Raw genomic sequence first — 18,727 nt, forward strand, 5'->3', positions numbered from 1 at the left:
GCTTATCCAGTAAATTCACGCTGGAAAATTCAACATGCCCCGCCAGTTCCTGCCGGACGCGTACCAGCCCTTCATGCGGTCCGGTGCCGCGCATGAAATAACGCTGCAACTGCTGGGGTGACAGCGTCTTTAGCTCATCAAGGCGGTAAATACCGCTTCTCGCCTTTTCCAGCACTTCGGTATCAATGTCGCTGGCAAAAACACGCCAGCGGCCCGGCGCCATACCTAAGGTATCGGCGAGCGTAATGGCGATGCTGTACGGCTCTTCTCCGGTTGACGCCGCCGCGCTCCAGACGCGGTATTCACCGCTACGCCGACGAGCATGATCCGACAGCACCGGAAAATGATGCCCTTCGCGAAAAAACGCGGTCAGGTTGGTGGTCAGAGAATTAATAAAAGCCTGCCACTCAGCACTGTTCTGGTTAGCTTCCAGCATGCTGAGATAGCGACCAAAGTCATCCAGACCCAGGGTTCGCAGGCGGCGGACCAGGCGGTTATAAACCATGTCCCGCTTATGGTCGGCCAGTACGATCCCCGCACGCTGGTAGATTAATTGACATATCCGACGAAAATGCGCGTCAGACAGCGCGAGGCGCTGTGTCATCTGTAACAATAATGACGTTTGCCCGGAGGGCAGAGATGATGTCATAGCGCCTTCTCAATCACATTCAGGATACAACGGGCACAACCTGCGGTTGCGCCAACTCTTGTTTTGCTACGTTTTGCTCTTCAAGCTTAAAAAATGCGACACAGGCAGAAAGATGATCGGCCTGCGTGGCGAGTTGTCCGGTGGCGGATGCGGCTTCTTCCACCAGCCCGGCGTTTTGCTGCGTCACGGAGTCCATCTGGCTGACGGCCTGCGCCACCTGTTCAATACCTCTGCGCTGTTCATCAGACGCCGAGGCAATCTCCCCCATGATGTCGTTCACCCGGGTCACAGAGCTGACAATTTCTGTCATCGTGCGCGCCGCCATATCGACCAACTGCGATCCCTGATGAACCCGGGTGACAGATTCCTCAATCAGTCCCTTAATTTCCTTTGCTGCCTGTGCGCTCCGGCTGGCCAGATTGCGCACTTCTCCAGCAACAACGGCAAAACCGCGCCCCTGTTCCCCCGCTCGGGCAGCCTCTACAGCGGCATTCAGCGCCAGGATATTGGTCTGAAAGGCAATGCTGTCAATCACCCCGATAATGTCGCCAATTTTCTGCGAGCTGGCGGAAATCTCATGCATAGTACTGGCGACCCGCGACGTCTGTTCGCCGCCTTTATGGGCTGTGTCTGCCGCATTTTTAGCAATTCCTGAAGCCTGGCGCGCGTTATCCGCATTCTGCCCAACGGTGGCAGTGAGTTGTTCCATACTGGCGGCCGTTTGCGCCAGTGCAGCCGCCTGCTGTTCAGTTCGTGAAGACAAATCGTTATTGCCCATCGCGATCTCTGAAATGCCACTGTGCATGGCTGAGCTACCCTGGCGAACTTCACTCACTGTTTCACGCAGCGCCTGCTGCATCTTCTTCAGACTGGCAAAAATGGCCGAGATCTCATTGCGACCATAAACTGCTACAGGCCGTGCCAGGTTACCTGCGGCAATGCTGTCGAAATGGCTGCCGATAATCGCCATCGGCTGGACAATCATCTTGCGCGACCAGTACAACGCCGCACTGGTTAACAGCACCGCCAGTACCACCATGACGGCGAAAATCATCCCCGACATATGATAATTTCGCTGGCTGAGATCCCCTGCTGTGTGCAACACGCGGTCGATGTTGCTCTGCCACGCATTAACATTCGCATCAAAAGCAGCCTGCGAAGCCTGCACCGGCGCGGTCAGAAAATCTGACAATTGGTTGTTCTCAAGCCAGGTTGCCTGATGAACCAGATCGCTGTGCCATTGGCTAAAGCTTTTCTCCGTCGCGCCAATCAGCGTCTTCTCTTGTTCTGTGGTATCCGACGTCGCCATAAAGCGTTTAAACATTGACTCGGACTGCGCCAGGCTATCACGCGCAAGCGTCATCAAGGCTTTGATATCCTCTGGCGGATAGCTCAGTGCAGTCAGCGTTCCTGCCTTATTAAGGGCCGTACTGGCCTGTAATAACACAGCGCGGGTTTGGGCCAGCGCAGCGCGTTGTTGGTTACTCCGTTCGACCTGATTCAGGTTTTGAAAACCGTCCCGAAATGCCCAGAAGGACAAGCCATTACTGCCAATCTGCAAAACACCGCAGAGGATTAAAATCAAAAACAGCGTGGTCGAAATTCGAATACGATTAAACATCAACGCTCCCATCGGGCGGCGCAGGCCGCGGTTTAACTACCAGTCAAAATGTTTCCCAATTCGTATCTTGTTCACTATTCTGGCGCGGAGATGATGCAGTCGCAGTCGCCGCCGCAGGTAACCGCGTATCACGGGGTTTAGCCGACGTCGGGCGTGACGCGAGACGGAAAATCGACACCGACTGGGTTAAGCGACTGGCCTGTTCTTCGAGCGCTGCCGCTGCGGCGGCCGATTCCTGAACCAGCGAGGCGTTCTGTTGCGTCACACGATCCATTTCAGATACTGCGAGCGCAACCTGATCTATCCCGCGGCTCTGTTCGTCTGAAGCGGAGGCGATTTCCCCCATAATGTCGGTCACCCGCGTCACCGCATTGACGATGTCATTCATAGTTTCCCCGGCGCTCTCTACCAGGACAGAACCGGTATCCACTCGGGAAACAGAGTCTTCAATCAATGCTTTGATCTCTTTCGCCGCCTGCGCACTACGGCTCGCCAGATTACGCACTTCGCCTGCGACCACAGCAAAACCACGCCCTTGCTCACCGGCACGCGCCGCTTCAACCGCCGCATTCAGTGCGAGAATATTGGTCTGGAAAGCAATGCCATCGATGACGCTGATGATGTCGGCAATTTTCTTCGAGCTATCGGCAATTTCATGCATGGTGTTCACCACGCGATCAACCACCTTGCCGCCATGTTGTGCGGTATCAGAGGCGCTTTTCGCCAATTGAGAAGCCTGACGCGCGTTATCCGCGTTTTGCTTCACGGTTGCGGTCAGTTGTTCCATGCTGGCGGCGGTCTCTTCCAGCGCAGATGCCTGTTGCTCAGTACGGGATGAAAGATCGGTGTTACCACTGGCAATTTCGCTGGTACCGGAATAAATCGCATCAGAACCTTCACGTACCAGGGTGACGGTTTCCGTCAGCGAACGCTGCATATGGTCAACCGTACTGGCCAGCTCACCAATTTCGTTACGTCCGTGGACCGTCAACGTCGCGGTTAAATTACCGCTGGCGATCTCACGGATATGAGCAATAACGCGCGCCAGAGGGTTGAGCAAGGTATGACGGATGCCGTACCACACCACCACCAGAATCAGCACCAGCACCACGGCCAGAATGCCGAGCTGCCATTGGGCGAAGTGGTAATCACGCGCGCTTTGATCGAATGCCTGAACGTAAAGCTTCTCGCTCACGCTGGCATACTTGCCCAACGCCTCGCCGAGCGCGTTTTGCATTCCCTGAGTAGGTTGCGCGAAATAGGCGTCCATATTGCCGTTTTCCAGAAACTGGACCAGTTCTGCTAAGGCCGCATGGTACTGCTGATACTTCTCATCAACGTTGCCGCTGGCTTCTGCCATCTCCGGCAACGGCGTGATGTTTTTAAATTTTGCGTAATGCGTTTCTGCCTGCGCCAGCGATGCTTTCGCATTCTTTAGCAGATCGTTTTTCGCGCTGCTTTGCTGATTGGACGCATCCATCATCATACGCGCGGAAGAACGGCTTAAATTAATTCGTGTTTGCAGCATCAGATCCCATGTCGAGGTGAGTTCGCTTTGCTGCTGTCGAAGATCGTTAGAAATAACAAAACTTTGCTGATTCTGCTGCAATGAAGAAAACAACAGACCACCGGAAACAAGCTGTAGCAGTGCGAAAACCCCCAGCACCATCATCAGCATTGTGACAACGCGGATACGGTTAAACATAAGGCACCTTCCTGAAAACGAGTTATCAACGTTATCGGCACTCGCTGAGATAACTTTACGTTTGCGAAAGGGAAATACGGGAGGGAAATACAGTCAGGCAGAACCACTGAGCAGCAGTTAAACAGCCACCACAAATTATTCACATAAAAACATCATAATTATCATGTAAATAACATTCATATCTGCCTGTTTTTAAGGTCAGATGAGAACAATCAGGCACTTTTTCGTGATTCAGATCACATATCCTCTTCCTAAATACCACAACAAAATGAATAAAAAATTAAAAAAAGTTGTATCCGATTACGCTTTAATCCAATTTATATGATGAATATTTCGTTACCACTTAATAAGTATAAAAAATGAGTAACCGAACAATAAATGTTAAATCCTTACTGAGGGCTTTTTAGTGGCAAATGCAAACAAACTCACGTTGTTTATTGTGATCTTCATGCTGGCGGGGATCCTGTCGGGTGCAGGGATCCACTCTTATGCCTCGCCCGGCGTTGTTACCGCCTGGGCCGAAAATATTACGCTTCTCACCGACATCTTTTTGCGCCTGATTAAGATGGTGATTGCGCCTTTAGTCTTCAGCACCCTGACCGTGGGTATTATGCGCCTGGGCGAAACCTCAACCATCGGGCGCGTGGGTGGCAAAGCGATGATCTGGTTTATCAGCTCTTCTATTCTGTCTATTCTGGTCGGTCTGTTTGTGGTCTCCCTCGAACAACCCGGCAGCGGCCTGAACCTGGCGATCCCGCTGGAAGCCACCGATACCGGCCTGGCCGTAGGGGGTATGAGCCTGAAAGGTTTTCTGACGCATACCATTCCCACCAGCATCGCTGAGGCGATGGCCAACAATGAGATTCTGCAAATCGTCGTGTTCTCGATGTTCTTCGGCATCGGTGGTGCTTCGCTCGGCGAAAAATTTAACGCCCCGCTGGTTGCCGCGCTGGATGTCGTCTCCCACATTATGCTGAAGGTGACCGGTTACGTGATGTATGTTGCGCCGCTGGCTATTTTTGCCGCAATATCTTCCGTTATCTCCACCCAGGGCCTGGGGATCCTGCTCAACTACGCGTCGTTCATTGGCGGTTATTATGTGGCCATTTTGCTGACCTGTCTGGTCCTGCTGGCCGTGGGTTATGTGATGCTGAAAAAAGAGGTGTTCCGTCTGGTCAGCATGCTGAAAGACCCGGTGCTGGTCGCCTTCACCACCAGCAGTTCCGAAGCCGCTTATCCGAAAACGCTGGAGCAATTAACCAAATTTGGCTGCTCGCCTAATATCGTGTCATTTGTACTGCCTATCGGTTATTCGTTTAACCTGGTGGGTTCTATGGTCTACTGCTCATTTGCTTCTATGTTTATCGCACAGGCCTACAATATCCATCTCTCCTTTGCAGAAATCACCGTCCTGATGTTGACCCTGATGCTGGCGTCCAAAGGGATTGCCGGTGTACCGCGTTCTGCGCTGGTGGTGCTGGCGGCAACCATCCCAAGCTTTAATATTCCGGTTGCAGGAATTTTGTTACTGATGGGTATCGACCATTTCCTCGATATGGGGCGCTCAGCGATCAACGTATTAGGTAACGGGATTGCAACGGCGATGCTGGCACAGGATGAAGGTTTACTGGAAGAAGAACCGGAACTGGTTGAACGGGAAGCGTAAGAAGGAAAGGTGTCGGATGCGCTACGCCTATCCGGCCTACAACAGCAATTATTGTAGGCCGGATAATATGTTTACTTATTTACGCCATATGAGCGGCGGCAATATCTAACAACGCCATCTCTTCGCTGTTCAGCAGTTTCTCAATGTTGACCAGAATCAGCATCCTCTCTCCCAGCGCGCCCAGACCCGTCAGATATTCCGTTGACAGCGTGACCGCGAATTCCGGTGCCGGTCGGATTTGATCGGTTGTCAGCGACAGCACGTCAGATACGCCGTCAACCACAATCCCAACCACCCGTTGCCCCAGATTCAGTACAATCACCACAGTGTTTTCGTTGTAATCCACATCGCTCTGGCTAAACTTCACGCGCAGATCAACAATCGGCACAATCACACCGCGCAGGTTTGTAACGCCTTTGATAAACGCTGGCGTGTTAGCAATGCGGGTTACCTGATCGTAACCACGAATTTCCTGCACTTTCAGGATATCGATACCGTACTCTTCATCCCCCAGCGTAAACACGAGGAATTCCTGACCTGACGGTTCGCCGGCCAGTTTAGTTACATTACTCATACCGGTCATATTATTCCCTTTCTTACTCAATCAGGCGGCTGTGATCGCCACACGTTGTTCGCGGTTTAACCCCTGCAATGCAGACACATCAACAATCAACGCGACGCTACCGTCGCCGAGAATCGTTGCAGCAGAAATACCTGGCACTTTGCGGTAGTTGCTTTCCAGGTTTTTGACCACCACCTGGTGTTGGCCAATTAACTGATCGACAAGCAGCGCATAGCGACGACCTGCGCTTTGTAAAATCACCACGATGCCCTGCGTTGCTTCGGTTTTTGCGCCTTCAACTTCGAAGACTTTCCACAATTCAACCAGCGGCAAATATTCGCCACGCACTTCCAGAACGCGCTCTCCTCCGGCCAGCGGATGGAGATCTTCTTCGCGCGGTTGCAGTGACTCCATCACGGCATTCAGCGGCAGAATAAAGACTTCGTCCGCCACGCGTACGGACATCCCGTCAAGGATCGCCAAGGTCAGCGGCAGCAAAATTCGGATGGTCGTCCCCTGTCCTTGCTTCGATTGGATCTCAACATGGCCGCCCATCTCCTGGATATTTCGCTTCACCACGTCCATCCCCACACCGCGACCAGAGACATCCGTCACCTGTTCAGCCGTCGAGAAGCCCGGGGCGAAAATCAGCATACCGACTTCGTCATCGCTCATGTTTTCGTGGATCGGCATCCCCTGGGAGATGGCTTTGGCGAGGATTCGTTCGCGGTTCAGACCAGCGCCATCATCGGTCACTTCAATACAAATATTCCCGCCCTGGTGTTCGGCGGAAAGCGTCAGATTGCCGATGGGGCTTTTCCCGGCTTCGAGACGTTTTTCCGGCAGTTCAATACCGTGGTCCAGACTGTTACGCACCAGGTGCGTCAATGGATCGATGATGCGTTCAATCAGGCTTTTATCGAGTTCTGTTGAACTCCCCACCTGCGTCAGCTCAACCTGTTTACCCAATTTACCCGCCAGGTCGCGGACCAGGCGTGGGAAACGGCTGAACACGTACTCCATCGGCATCATACGAATCGACATCACCGACTCTTGCAAATCACGGGCGTTACGTTGTAACTGCCCCATGCTGGTGATGAGATCGCCGTGATTGACCGGATCCAGTTCATTAGAACGCTGGGCCAGCATTGACTGGGTGATAACCAGTTCACCGACCAGGTTAATGAGCTGATCAACCTTCTCAACCGCTACGCGGATGCTGGTTGATTCACTGGCGCGGGCAGGCTTATCACGTTCCGCGCGGGCGTGTGGCGCTTCACTGGCGGCGGTTTTAACCGCAGGCGCGACGGCAACCGGCTGCGGCGTCGCGACTACGGCTACCGCTTCAGTTTCCGCTTTCGCATCAACCGCCACGGGCGCTGCGCTGACGGTTTCGAATTCAATCTGATCCGCTTCAATTACGAAGCAAAGCACCGCAATAATGTCATCTTCCGCAAGGTTGCCATCCAGTGTTGCAGACAGCGTATCGCTTCCTTTCACCACGTCGGTTAAGGTCGCCAGATTTCCTAGCTCCTCTTCCAGCAGATCGACTTCACTGGATTTCAGGCGCGAGAGAATAATCCGTTTCTTGACCTCTTTACTGGCCGGAGCGGGATTGGCAACGGTTTCTTCCTGCATCGCCGCCCCGTCAACAACGCTCAGCTTTGCGGTATTGACGAGCGCGGCTGAGGTTTCACCTTTTGCTTCAAGCGCTAACTGTCGTAACGCATTACAAATGTACTCAAAGCTGGCGGCATCCGGCTCTTCTGAGTTTTTATAGGCGTCGAGCTGTTCCTGCATAATATCTTTCGTTTCCAAAAACAGGTTGATAATGTCGGCATTAAGCTGCATCTCGCCACGCCGTGCTTCATCCAGCAGGTTTTCCATCAGATGGGTCGTTTCCTGCAAAATGGTAAAGCCGAAGGTGCCCGCCCCGCCTTTTATCGAGTGCGCGGCACGAAAAATGGCATTCAGCTGTTCGGAATCCGGGGCTTCAGGAACCAAATCGAGCAGGTGTTGCTCCATGTCGGCCAACAGTTCGTCGGCTTCATCAAAAAAAGTCTGATAAAAATCGCTAATATCCATGCTCACGCTATCACCTCGGATTGGCTGGTGGCGATGTGGGAACGCTTGCCGGCGGAAGTTCCGCTGGCTGTTGTAAGACACTTACCGGCTCATTCTGGCTTTCAGCGTTTTCATGCAAAATGGCCTCTTCTGCCTGCTTATTGAGAACCAGCAGGCTAATACGGCGGTTGATGGCGTCCTCAGGACCGCGATCGCTCAGACGCATCGTGGCGGCCATGCCTACCACCCGTAATACTTTTCCATCATCCAGACCGCCGCTAACCAGCTCGCGGCGCGACGCATTAGCGCGATCGGCAGACAGTTCCCAGTTGCTGTACCCTTTCTCACCGTTGGCGTAAGGGTAATCGTCTGTATGTCCGGAAAGACTGATTCGGTTAGGGATGCCGTTGAGCACTGGCGCAATGGCCCGCAGGATATCGCGCATATACGGCTCAACTTCAGCACTGCCGGTCTTAAACATTGGTCGGTTCTGACTGTCGATAATCTGAATACGCAGCCCTTCCTGAACTAAATCAATTTTCAAATGCGGGCGCAGCGCACGCAGTTTAGGGTCCGATTCAATCAATTGATCGAGATCGCCGCGAAGTTTGCTTAAACGGCTTTGCTCCATGCGTTTTCTCAAATCATCAATATTCGGCTGCTTGTGCACTTCTCCCTGCTGCTGGGTGTAATCATCCCCTCCACCAGGGATGGGGCTTTGGCTATTCGAAATACGATTGCCGCCTGTCACCGCGGTAGCCAGTGGAGTACGGAAATATTCGGCAATCTGGATCAATTCTTTAGGGCTGGAGATGGAAATGAGCCACATCACCAGAAAGAAGGCCATCATCGCGGTCATAAAATCGGCGTAGGCGATTTTCCACGAACCATGCGCCCCACCACCGTGACCTTTATGTTTGCGTCGCTTTACGACGATAATGGGATGGGCCTGATTTTTCATGCGTCCTCGGTCGTCTGCTGCGCAGCTGGATTTCTCACCGCACGAACATGCTCTTCCAGTTCGATAAACGAAGGACGTTCGCTGGAATACAATGTCTTACGACCAAATTCGACGGCAATCGGCGGGGCGTAACCATTCAGGTTGGAGAGCAGCGTTATCTTCACGCACTGCATCATCTTGGTGGTTTCAGCGCTTTTCTGACGCAGGACGCTGGCAAGTGGAGAAATAAAGCCATAGGCCAGTAAAATACCGAGGAATGTCCCCACCATCGCATGCGCAATCAGCGAACCCAGTTCAGCCGCCGGGCGATCGGCGGAAGCCAGCGCATGGACAACGCCCATGACCGCCGCCACAATCCCGAATGCCGGTAGCGAGTCGCCAACCATCGCCAGGCTATTAGCCGGAACTTCGGCTTCGCTCTCATGAGTCTCAATTTCTTCGTCCATCAGCGCTTCAATCTCAAACGTATTCATGTTGCCGCTGATGATCAGTCGCAGATAATCGACAATAAAATCAAGCATCACGGCATCCGCAAGAATGCGTGGATAGCTGGCGAAGATTTCACTCTCTTTAGGGTTTTCGATGTCACGTTCGAGCGAGAACATGCCCTGCTGACGTGACTTGGCCATCAGGCGATATAGCAGCGCCAGCAGATCCATATACATCGCTTTGGTGTATTTCGAACGACGGAAAAGCATCGGGATCGCTTTCATCGTTCCCTTAATGGCTTTTCCGTTATTGCCGACGATGAATGCCCCAATACCTGCGCCACCGATAATCACCAGCTCAGCCGGTTGATAGAGTGCCCCAAGGTGTCCGCCGGTCATCATGTAACCGCCGAAAACTGTACCAATAACAACCAGGTAACCTAATAAGATAAGCACGACATCATCCTTTCGCAATTGACTATGACAGGATGCGCAGTCGGGAAGTTAACTTGAGGTCAGGACAAAAAAAAGCAGCGGTAATCGCTTACCGCTGCTGGAGTGTTTATCCACACCGTATCAGTTAAACAGCCTGTTCGATCTGTTCATCCAGCAGTTGTGGAATAATATCGGCAGCATTCTGGGAAAGTTTACGTCTTTTTACGGCCCGTGATGGCGGCTGGCATAAACTGCAGGCAAAGCTGCCTGCGGGTTGGTGTGCGTGGGTGATAAAGTTCCCGCCGCAGCAGTTGCATGTGGACAATTCCAGCAATCCGCTGTCGACAAAACGTACCAGCGTCCATGCGCGAGTTAACGCCAGCAGTGGACCATCTTCCTGCTGCGGACACTGCTCAAGATATAAACGATACGCTTTAATTACGGCATCCACACCGCTACACAACCCTGTTTTGAGCAGGAATTGCCATGCATTGCAAAACATCGAGGCATGGATATTTTGTTCCCACGTCATAAACCAATCGGTGGAGAAAGGAAGCATCCCTTTTGGCGGAGGACTGCCGCGTAATTCTTTGTACAGCTTGATAAGACGACCACGACTTAATTGCGTTTCGCTTTCCAGCATTTGCAAACGGGCGCCCAATGTGATTAATTCCATTGCCAACTGGATATCACGCGCTTCCTGAACAATGCTTTTTTCGCTCATCATCAAGCCCTTTTCTTGCGCGCGGCATCATCGATGTCGCTTAACAGTCGCGTAGAAAGCATGATGCCGGTATGAATTTGCTGGAGATCGTCAACGCGGGAGTCTTGCGTCAGGCGAGTAACAGTCTGGTGATCGTCGAAACGGAAGTGACACACCAGTTGGTTTGTTTCAGCCAGTTTGACCATTTGAGGAAGAGTTAATGTTGCCAACGTGTCCGCCATCTCTTCGCTGATACCAAGGCGAAACATCGCAGATGCTTTGTCCTGAACGATCAAACGTTGTGCAAGCAATAAATATGACAAATTGATGTCATAAATGTGTTTCAGCAACTCGGATGTATGCATTATTTGCATCCATAATAACCAACATTATTTTCATGCGGTAAAACCGCACCCCGTGATGTCGCCGGGAAGTCCCGGTAAAAAAAAAGCAAAAGGTCAAATACATAGCAGCGTGACGACACATACACGTTGTGTAAATCAGCCCTTTTGAAGAATGCGCACTTCTTACAAGCTCACATCAATTCTTACAATTGTCTAAGATTTTTCCTAATTCGACGCAACTCTACCCGCCGCCAGTTACACATACAACGGAACCGTGCTGCGAATTTAAAGAATATGTGACGCAGATCACATAAATCAGCTAAACACTTAACATAAATCCATCAGCGTAGCTTTTACTTTGCCTATTTTTTAAACCGACATTCATCTTTTCGATTCCTGGCGTACGAATATTCTTGCAATAAAAGCGAATAGTATTTTGTTCACAAACGTTAATATCACACTATGAAATAGCGAGCTGGATCACATATTTTATGTAAAACGACTTTTCAATTAAATTGTTTATAAACAATAACTTAAATATTAAGGGTGATTAATTAATACCGCGCAGTGATAACCCGTCAAATGTTAATATTTGTTTATTTTTTATTAACACATTGTTTTCATTGGCGGTGAGTTTTACTTAAGTGACCAGAACCTATTTGCAATTTATATGAAGCGATTATTCTATTTATAAGAATAATTAATGAATAATAATGATGGGATTCACACTATCCTGGGGAGAAACGTTGCAGTATGGAGTAAGCTGAGTAAAGCAGAAAAGTTCTCTCATAATTCTTGAAAAAAAGGAGCGAGTTATGAGCTATGCGCACATTCTGGTGGCGGTTGCCGCCACCCCTGAAAGCCAGCAATTGTTAGCCAAGGCAGTTTCTATCGCTCGCCCTGTCAACGCCCGTATTAGCCTGATCACATTGGTCTCAGACCCAGAAATGTATAACCAGTTTGCCGCCCCCATGCTGGAAGACCTGCGTGAACTCATGCAAGAGGAGACCCAGGATTTTATCGATAAACTCAGCAAAGAAGCCCAGTACCCCATCGAGCATACTTTTATTACCTATGGGGCACTGAATGAACATATTCTCGACGTTTGCCGTAAACACGCAGTCGATCTGGTCATTTACGGCAACCATAACCAGAGCTTCTTTTCGCGCGCTTCGTGCTCAGCAAAAAGCGTGGTCGGCGCCAGCCAGGTGGATGTTCTGCTGGTTCCTCTGGCTGGAGATTAATACCGTCTTCAGGTCGTTACGCCAGTTTCGAACAGGAAGGCACACTGTCTGACAACTGGCGCTTACTCTGACGCGACGTAACTTTTCTTAGATCGCATATAAATCTCGCCTGCCAGTTGTCGATATCGTTTTTAATGATAGTCTCAAGCATTTCAGCATGACGAGAGATACGTTCAGCAAGCGACATTGTCAGCGCCTGGTTAAGTGCGCCAGCCACTTCATCCCGGTCATAAGGATTCACAATAAGCGCAGAAGTTAACTCATTCGCCGCCCCGGCAAATTGCGATAACACCAGAACGCCGGGGTTGGCCGGATCCTGTGCAGCCACATACTCTTTCGCCACCAGGTTCATACCATCGCGCAATGGCGTCACTAACCCTACGTCAGAATAGCGGAATATTTTCATCAGCAATTTGCGGTCAAAATACTGGTTCAGATAGTAAAGCGGCGTCCAGCCCAACTGCCCATATTTACCGTTAATCCGCCCGGCCTCTGTCTCCAGTTGATGGCGAATGTCCTGGTAGGCCTGCACCTCTCCGCGCGAGGTTGGCGCTATCTGCGTATAGCGAATTTTGCCATGGTGCTGCGGGTAATGCTCCAGCAGCGCCTCATAGGCCTGGAAGCGCTCTGGCAAGCCTTTGGAGTAATCCAGACGCTCAACGGAGAATATATTCTTCACATTCTTAAGCTCTGCCTTTAACTGCGCCATTTTTGGCGGCAGAGGACCTGAGGCCTGGCGTGCGATTTCCTCCGGCTCGATGCCAATTGGATACACTTCTGTGCGAAACGCTTTATCCCATGCTTTGTGGCGCTTATCGCTGTGGGTAGTTACCTGAGTCTGGACAGCCAGACAGTCCAGAAAAGCCTGGCGATCGTTTTCGGTCTGGAAACCCAGTAAATCAAAATCACACATCTGCTCAAGCAGAGCCTGGTGTGGAGGGAGCGCGTTAAAAATTTCCGGCGTCGGAAAAGGGATATGCAGGAAAAAACCGATGCGATTATTCACGCCGCGTTTACGCAACTCGTAGGCAAACGGTAACAGGTGGTAATCATGAACCCAAATAATGTCATCTTCGCTCAGCAGCGGCAGCAGTTTATCTACCAGCAAGGCATTAACCCGCTGATACCCCTCCCAGGCCGGGCGCTGAAACTGAACTAAATCCAACCGGTAGTGGAATGCAGGCCATAAAACGGCATTCGAAAACTGACAGTAATACTCTTCATAATCCTGCTCGCTCAAATTAAACGAGGCCCAGGTAATATTGCCACGAGTGACCTTTTTTAACGGTTTATCCTCATTACCGATATCGCCACTCCAGCCAAACCACAATCCACCAGCAGTTTTTAACGCGCCCAACACACCGACCGCGAGCCCACCTGCGCTCCCTTTGTCATCTGGCGAGGCGATACGATTAGATACTACGACTAAACGACCCATAGTCACCTCTTCTGTTGTTTGTTGTATTCGATTGTTGCTGCGAAGAGTTAATTTGCTCCAGCCAACGCCAGACATCGCTGACGCCATCCAGACGCCATGTCGCCAGCGTCGCCCCGCTCCCCACCTTCACTGAAATACCGCCTGCGCGGTTAACTACCTCAAAGCCGGTTTCATCCGTTAGATCATCACCGAAAAATACGGGGATCCGTCCGGCAAAAGGCGCTTCCTGCATAAATGCAGCAATTGCATCGCCTTTATTCGTACCTTTCGGTTTTATTTCAACGACACATTTTCCATGCTGCAATGCAAGCTGCGGCCATGTATGCGTGATGCATTCCGCCAGCGTTACCAGCGCTGCTTCATGCTCTGGCGCCTGGCGATAGTGCAGCGCGAAAGCCATACCTTTTGCTTCCAGCGTCGTGCCAGGCAGTTTCGACAACGCCGTCTGTAACAGCGCGCCGGCTTCACGTTCAATACCCGCGGGCAGGCGCACTATATGGGTTTGACCATTGATGTCACGGCGTTCTGCCCCATGCACTCCGGCAAGCGGAAAACGAAAGGGAGTGGTGAGGCCGTCAAGCTCAGCCATCGAGCGCCCTGAAATCAATGCCAGCGCACCCGCGTTATGCGTCGCCAACTGATGTAATAATTGCAGGATTGTCTTAGGGACAACGACCTGGTCAGGATAGGGCTTGATCTCAGCCAGTGTCCCATCGAGATCAAAAAAATAAGCACAGTTTGCAGATTGTTCAGGGGGTAATGTCAGTGATGCTGTCACCCGGTTATCCTCCTCATCATGGTTTGTACGCCGCGCGGATCGCGCCGTATAGATGATGTATGACGGATATAAGTATAGACAGTGTGACCATGCTCGCCATTTGGAAAAACAATCGCCAGCCGGGTAGCGGCTGGCGATTAGCTGAGGCTAGACTAAAAAGTTAGGGCTTAAATCATTAAATGGTACGCTTCGCTTTTTGCTTGTAACGGTCGAAGATTACCGCCGCCAGCAGGATGAGACCACGTACGACGTACTGTGCAAAAGGAGAGATATTCAGCAGGTTCATCGCGTTCTCAACCGTCCCCAGAATTAATACCCCGGCGACCACATATGAGATTTTTCCGATGCCGCCTTTCAGCGAAACGCCCCCTAATACACATGCAGAAATCACGATCAGCTCATAACCGATTGAGGTCATTGGCTGACCGCTGGTCATGCGCGATGCGAGGATAATACCGGCAATTGCGGATACCAGACCGGAAAGAATAAAGATAATAATCTTGGTGCGAACAACCGGAACCCCGGCCAGGCGCGCAGCCTCTTCATTCCCCCCAATAGCCAGCGTGTTACGACCAAACGTGGTTTTATTCAACAGTAAGCCAAATACGATGAAACAAACGATCGTTATCCAGATAGGTGCCGGCAGCCCGAACCAGTTAGCATAGCCAAGGGTGAAGAAACGCTCGTCTTCAATCCCGACCGCCTTACCGTCAGAGATAATGTAGGCCAGACCGCGGACAATCTGCATCGTCGCCAGAGTGGTGATCAGGGCATTGATTTTTAACCGTGCAATCACAAACCCATTCACCAGACCGCATAAAATCCCCAGCAACAGCCCGGCAGCGACGCCAATCCACAGGCTCTCGGTCATGTTGATGACCACGGCAGTGGTAACCCCCGCACAGGCAATGACGGATGCAACGGACAGGTCGAAGTCACCGGATGCCAGGCAAAAGAGCATCCCACATGCGACCATACCCGACATCGATACCGCCAGTCCCAGCCCCTTCATGTTGATGAAGGTGGCAAAGTTTGGCACGAAGATGGCACAAACCAGGAACAATGCCGCGAACACCACCAGCATCCCGTATTGATCCCAAATGCGGCCAAGATTTAGCGCCGATTTCGCAGCACCTGAACCCGATGTAGAAACGGAAGACATCATACTCTCCTTATTCAGGCCACAGCCTGGCTGACTTTAGGCATTGCAAGGCTCAACGCCTGGCGTTCATCCGCCTGTTCATGAAGTAACTCCCCGGCAATCTCGCCTTCTCTCATCACCACGATACGATCGGCGACACCGAGAACTTCTGGCAGGTCACTGGATGCAAACAGCACGGCCACGCCGCGCGCCGCAAGGGCATAAATCACGTTATAAATTTCATGCTTGGCGCCCACATCAATGCCGCGGGTAGGTTCATCCAGCAAAATCACTTTCATCTCTTCCGATAACCACCTGCCAAGAATAGCCTTCTGTTGATTACCACCAGAGAGGTTCATGATCAGTTGCTCCGCCCCCGGTGTTTTGATGTTGAGCGAACGAATATGGTGATCGGCATTGGTTTCTTCCCAGCCGTTATTGATCACGCATCCCCCCAATACATGTTTACGACGCGCGCTAATGTTGATGTTGTTACGCACCGAATGAACCGGAATAATCCCTTCAGCTTTGCGATCCTCCGGGCACAGCATCATCCCCGCTTCAATGGCGTGGCTCGGTTTGCGAATATCAATTGGCTGTTCATCAATAAACACCTGGCCTGCGGTGATACGCGTGCCGCCAAACAAGCCTTTCATTAATTCGCTACGTCCAGCGCCCACCAGCCCAAACAGTCCGACGATTTCACCGCTACGCACCGATAAACTGATCGGCGTGCGCACGCCAGGGGCTTTGACCTCATGCAAACGCAGGCGCTCTGCGCCATAAGGCCTGGATTTCCAGCCATAAATATCACCAAGGTCACGCCCTACCATCGCCTGCACCAGCGCGTCGTGATCGACCTGCTGCATGTCCGTAAACGTTTTAACGTAGTGCCCATCTTTAAATACGGTAATGGCATCGCTAAGGGCAAAAATCTCCTCCATACGGTGCGAGACATACAGAATGATGCGCCCTTCGTTGCGCAGCTCACGGATAACGCGAAACAAATTCTCAATCTCGCGTGCCGACAGGGAACTGGTCGGTTCATCAAAGGCGATAATTTTGGCGTTACGCGCCAACGCTTTTGCAATCTCTACCATCTGCCATTGACCAATGGAGAGGTATTTCAGTGGCGTGTCGGGATCGATATCCATACCCAGATGCTTAAGCTGTAGCCCCGCTTCATAATTCAGCAGCGACCGATTCACAATGCCGCCTTTATGCGGCAGTTGCCCTAAATAGATATTTTCGGCAACGGTCATTTCCGGGACGAGATGCAGTTCCTGGTAAATAATGGCGACACCAGCGTTCAACGCGGCTGTGGTATCCGCAAACGAAACTTCTTGTCCGCGGATCGCCAGGGATCCCGTCGTTGGCGCATAGTTACCACTGAGAATTTTTAAGAGTGTTGATTTTCCGGCGCCATTTTCGCCCATCAGCGCATGCACCTGACCGGCATAGCAATCGAAACTGATATCCGTAAGCGCTTTAACGCCGGGGAACGTTTTGCCAATGCCGCGAAATGAGAGATACGGGGTAGACTGTTGCATAACGTCTCCGTGATTCAGATCTTTATACCGGATGGCGGCTTTGCCTTATCCGGCCTACTGAGTACGTAATTCGTAGGCCGGATCAGACGCTTTGGCGACGCATCCGGCATTTATGTTACTTACCGCCTAAACCTTTCTTCGCCAGTTCTTCTTTGAAGTTATCGCGGGTAATCAGCACCACATCCGTCACTTCAGTAAACATCGGTGGCTCTGCACCTTTCGTTACCCAGTTGTAGAGCATTTGGCTTGATTTATAGCCGTGAACGTCCGGGCTTGGCAGTAATGAACCGTAGAACCCGGTCGCTTCGCCTTTAGAGAGTTCACTCACCGCGTCAACGCCGTTAATACCGATACCGATCACGTTCGGCGCTTTAAAGCCTTGCCCTTCGGTCGCACGTACGCCGCCCAGCACGGTGTTGTCGTTCATACCCACGATCAGCCAATGTTTGACTTCAGGATGCTGAACAAGCATGGAGTTGGCGGCGTCGAATGCGCCAGGGATATCATTCGATTTGGTTGGAACCTGGTATATCTGTTTTTCCGGGAAGCCCGCAGCTTTCAGCGCTTCCATTGAGCCTGAAGTGCGGCGGCGCGCGGTATCCAGTTCGTTCGCGGTAATGGCCATTACCGCGGTGGATTTCACATCCCACCCGCGCTTTTGCATCTCCTTGTACAGCTCCTGACCCTGGCGTTCACCAATTTTTGTTGCCGCCATCATGACCAGCGGCACGGTGTCCATCGGTTTCCCTTTCGCGTTGGCAAACTGGTCATCGACAGCAATGACTTTCATATCGTAGCCGCGCGCCTTCGCCATAATGGCAGGCCCGAGTTTGGGATCCGGCGTACAAATCACAAACCCTTTCGCACCGCTTGCAGCCAGGCTGTCAATCGCGTTAAGGGTTTTCTCACCATCCGGGACGGCGATTTTTATCACCTCAAAACCAAGGTCTTTACCGGCTTTATCGGCAAATTTCCATTCAGTCTGGAACCACGGTTCTTCCGGTTGTTTGACCAGGAAACCGAGCTTCATGGACTCAGCGATAGCGGATTGTGACATAATGGCAGCCAGGCCGATGGCCGCCAGCGCTTTAGTGAATTTGTGCATGGTCAACTCCAGCTTTAACGTTCTTTTATGTAGGGTAAAATCAGACGATTTTTTGTAATTCGGACGTAAAACAAGGCATTACCTTTTATTGATAAGATCAATGCCAGTGCTGAGAGTATTTTTAGCGGGAAATTGATTCTCCATAAGAGAGCGGCATCACACCACAGAATTACAGTAATTGCGTACATAAATTCAGCGAGAAATGACATAAAAAAACGCGATTTTGACGACGAAGAAAAAGAGGAATAGCAGATTAGTCCATAACATCAGTCAGCAAATCCTTGTCCCCGAATGCTGAAGCATTCGGGAAAACAATGTTTACCATGGGTAGTA

At 51.3% G+C, this 18,727-nt stretch carries 16 protein-coding genes; 2 read left to right on the forward strand and 14 right to left on the reverse strand.

The window, feature by feature from the left end:
* The 3 genes from KQJ18_RS12795 to tar form a co-directional block, all read right to left on the reverse strand.
* On the reverse strand, positions 1-649 hold a 649-nt coding region (locus KQJ18_RS12795), incomplete at its 3' end, for a CheR family methyltransferase (RefSeq protein ID WP_216422075.1).
* Positions 650-668: 19 nt separating this feature from the next.
* Positions 669-2,270: a methyl-accepting chemotaxis protein IV gene (gene tap / locus KQJ18_RS12800; RefSeq protein WP_216422076.1), complete on the reverse strand. Its 1,602-nt coding sequence runs from the start codon at positions 2,268-2,270 to the stop codon at positions 669-671.
* A 43-nt stretch (positions 2,271-2,313) separates the two neighbouring features.
* A complete protein-coding gene (gene tar, locus KQJ18_RS12805) occupies positions 2,314-3,975 on the reverse strand; it encodes a methyl-accepting chemotaxis protein II (RefSeq protein WP_159120897.1) in 1,662 nt (553 codons plus the stop codon).
* A gap of 406 nt (positions 3,976-4,381) precedes the next feature.
* Here tar and KQJ18_RS12810 point away from each other — a divergent pair, with 406 nt between their 5' ends.
* A complete protein-coding gene (locus KQJ18_RS12810; RefSeq protein ID WP_216422077.1) occupies positions 4,382-5,641 on the forward strand; it encodes a dicarboxylate/amino acid:cation symporter in 1,260 nt (419 codons plus the stop codon).
* 79 nt (positions 5,642-5,720) lie between these two features.
* Here KQJ18_RS12810 and cheW read toward each other — a convergent pair whose 3' ends face one another.
* From cheW to flhD, 6 genes are all read right to left on the reverse strand, one after another.
* Positions 5,721-6,224, reverse strand: coding sequence for a chemotaxis protein CheW (gene cheW / locus KQJ18_RS12815; protein WP_038641481.1), 504 nt, complete (start codon positions 6,222-6,224; stop codon positions 5,721-5,723).
* Between the two features lie 21 nt (positions 6,225-6,245).
* The gene (gene cheA, locus KQJ18_RS12820; protein WP_121529173.1) at positions 6,246-8,294 is read right to left on the reverse strand and encodes a chemotaxis protein CheA; all 2,049 of its coding nucleotides are present in this window, start codon (positions 8,292-8,294) and stop codon (positions 6,246-6,248) included.
* Between the two features lie 4 nt (positions 8,295-8,298).
* Positions 8,299-9,228 (reverse strand): flagellar motor protein MotB, encoded by a 930-nt coding sequence (gene motB / locus KQJ18_RS12825; protein WP_038641486.1) that lies wholly within the window; start codon positions 9,226-9,228, stop codon positions 8,299-8,301.
* Positions 9,225-10,112, reverse strand: coding sequence for a flagellar motor stator protein MotA (gene motA / locus KQJ18_RS12830; RefSeq protein ID WP_032939611.1), 888 nt, complete (start codon positions 10,110-10,112; stop codon positions 9,225-9,227). Before motA ends, motB begins: the two co-directional genes overlap by 4 nt.
* A 124-nt stretch (positions 10,113-10,236) precedes the next feature.
* A complete protein-coding gene (flhC, locus tag KQJ18_RS12835) occupies positions 10,237-10,821 on the reverse strand; it encodes a flagellar transcriptional regulator FlhC (protein ID WP_170973258.1) in 585 nt (194 codons plus the stop codon).
* Complete coding sequence (gene flhD, locus KQJ18_RS12840) at positions 10,818-11,159, reverse strand: flagellar transcriptional regulator FlhD (RefSeq protein ID WP_003034622.1); 342 nt, start codon at positions 11,157-11,159, stop codon at positions 10,818-10,820. Before flhD ends, flhC begins: the two co-directional genes overlap by 4 nt.
* Positions 11,160-11,953: 794 nt before the next feature.
* Here flhD and uspC point away from each other — a divergent pair.
* On the forward strand, positions 11,954-12,382 hold the full coding sequence (gene uspC, locus KQJ18_RS12845; RefSeq protein WP_038641488.1) for a universal stress protein UspC: 429 nt from the start codon (positions 11,954-11,956) through the stop codon (positions 12,380-12,382).
* 16 nt (positions 12,383-12,398) lie between these two features.
* On the opposite strand, the gene otsA is transcribed toward uspC, so the two are convergent.
* From otsA to KQJ18_RS12870, 5 genes are all read right to left on the reverse strand, one after another.
* Positions 12,399-13,820, reverse strand: coding sequence for an alpha,alpha-trehalose-phosphate synthase (otsA, locus tag KQJ18_RS12850; protein ID WP_069323586.1), 1,422 nt, complete (start codon positions 13,818-13,820; stop codon positions 12,399-12,401).
* Positions 13,795-14,598 (reverse strand): trehalose-phosphatase, encoded by an 804-nt coding sequence (gene otsB / locus KQJ18_RS12855; RefSeq protein ID WP_087856039.1) that lies wholly within the window; start codon positions 14,596-14,598, stop codon positions 13,795-13,797. Before otsB ends, otsA begins: the two co-directional genes overlap by 26 nt.
* Positions 14,599-14,773: 175 nt before the next feature.
* Positions 14,774-15,760 carry an L-arabinose ABC transporter permease AraH gene (araH, locus tag KQJ18_RS12860; protein WP_042307755.1) on the reverse strand — a complete coding sequence of 329 codons (987 nt, stop codon included), beginning with the start codon at positions 15,758-15,760 and terminating at the stop codon, positions 14,774-14,776.
* A 14-nt stretch (positions 15,761-15,774) separates the two neighbouring features.
* A complete protein-coding gene (gene araG, locus KQJ18_RS12865; RefSeq protein ID WP_038641495.1) occupies positions 15,775-17,289 on the reverse strand; it encodes an arabinose ABC transporter ATP-binding protein AraG in 1,515 nt (504 codons plus the stop codon).
* A 115-nt stretch (positions 17,290-17,404) separates the two neighbouring features.
* A complete protein-coding gene (locus KQJ18_RS12870; protein WP_038641497.1) occupies positions 17,405-18,394 on the reverse strand; it encodes an arabinose ABC transporter substrate-binding protein in 990 nt (329 codons plus the stop codon).
* Positions 18,395-18,727 lie beyond the last annotated feature (333 nt).

Source organism: Citrobacter sp. S55_ASV_140 (genome assembly GCF_018919505.1).
Classification (GTDB): Bacteria; Pseudomonadota; Gammaproteobacteria; order Enterobacterales; family Enterobacteriaceae; genus Citrobacter; species Citrobacter werkmanii.

What these genes read in the sequence shown, in the direction of transcription:
- tap (WP_216422076.1), bottom strand. Translation starts at nt 2,270, where the DNA reads ATGTTTAATCGTATTCGAATTTCGACCACGCTGTTTTTGATTTTAATC.
- tar (WP_159120897.1), bottom strand. Translation starts at nt 3,975, where the DNA reads ATGTTTAACCGTATCCGCGTTGTCACAATGCTGATGATGGTGCTGGGG.
- cheW (WP_038641481.1), bottom strand. Translation starts at nt 6,224, where the DNA reads ATGACCGGTATGAGTAATGTAACTAAACTGGCCGGCGAACCGTCAGGT.
- motB (WP_038641486.1), bottom strand. Translation starts at nt 9,228, where the DNA reads ATGAAAAATCAGGCCCATCCCATTATCGTCGTAAAGCGACGCAAACAT.
- flhD (WP_003034622.1), bottom strand. Translation starts at nt 11,159, where the DNA reads ATGCATACATCCGAGTTGCTGAAACACATTTATGACATCAATTTGTCA.
- uspC (WP_038641488.1), top strand. Translation starts at nt 11,954, where the DNA reads ATGAGCTATGCGCACATTCTGGTGGCGGTTGCCGCCACCCCTGAAAGC.
- otsA (WP_069323586.1), bottom strand. Translation starts at nt 13,820, where the DNA reads ATGGGTCGTTTAGTCGTAGTATCTAATCGTATCGCCTCGCCAGATGAC.
- araH (WP_042307755.1), bottom strand. Translation starts at nt 15,760, where the DNA reads ATGTCTTCCGTTTCTACATCGGGTTCAGGTGCTGCGAAATCGGCGCTA.
- araG (WP_038641495.1), bottom strand. Translation starts at nt 17,289, where the DNA reads ATGCAACAGTCTACCCCGTATCTCTCATTTCGCGGCATTGGCAAAACG.
- KQJ18_RS12870 (WP_038641497.1), bottom strand. Translation starts at nt 18,394, where the DNA reads ATGCACAAATTCACTAAAGCGCTGGCGGCCATCGGCCTGGCTGCCATT.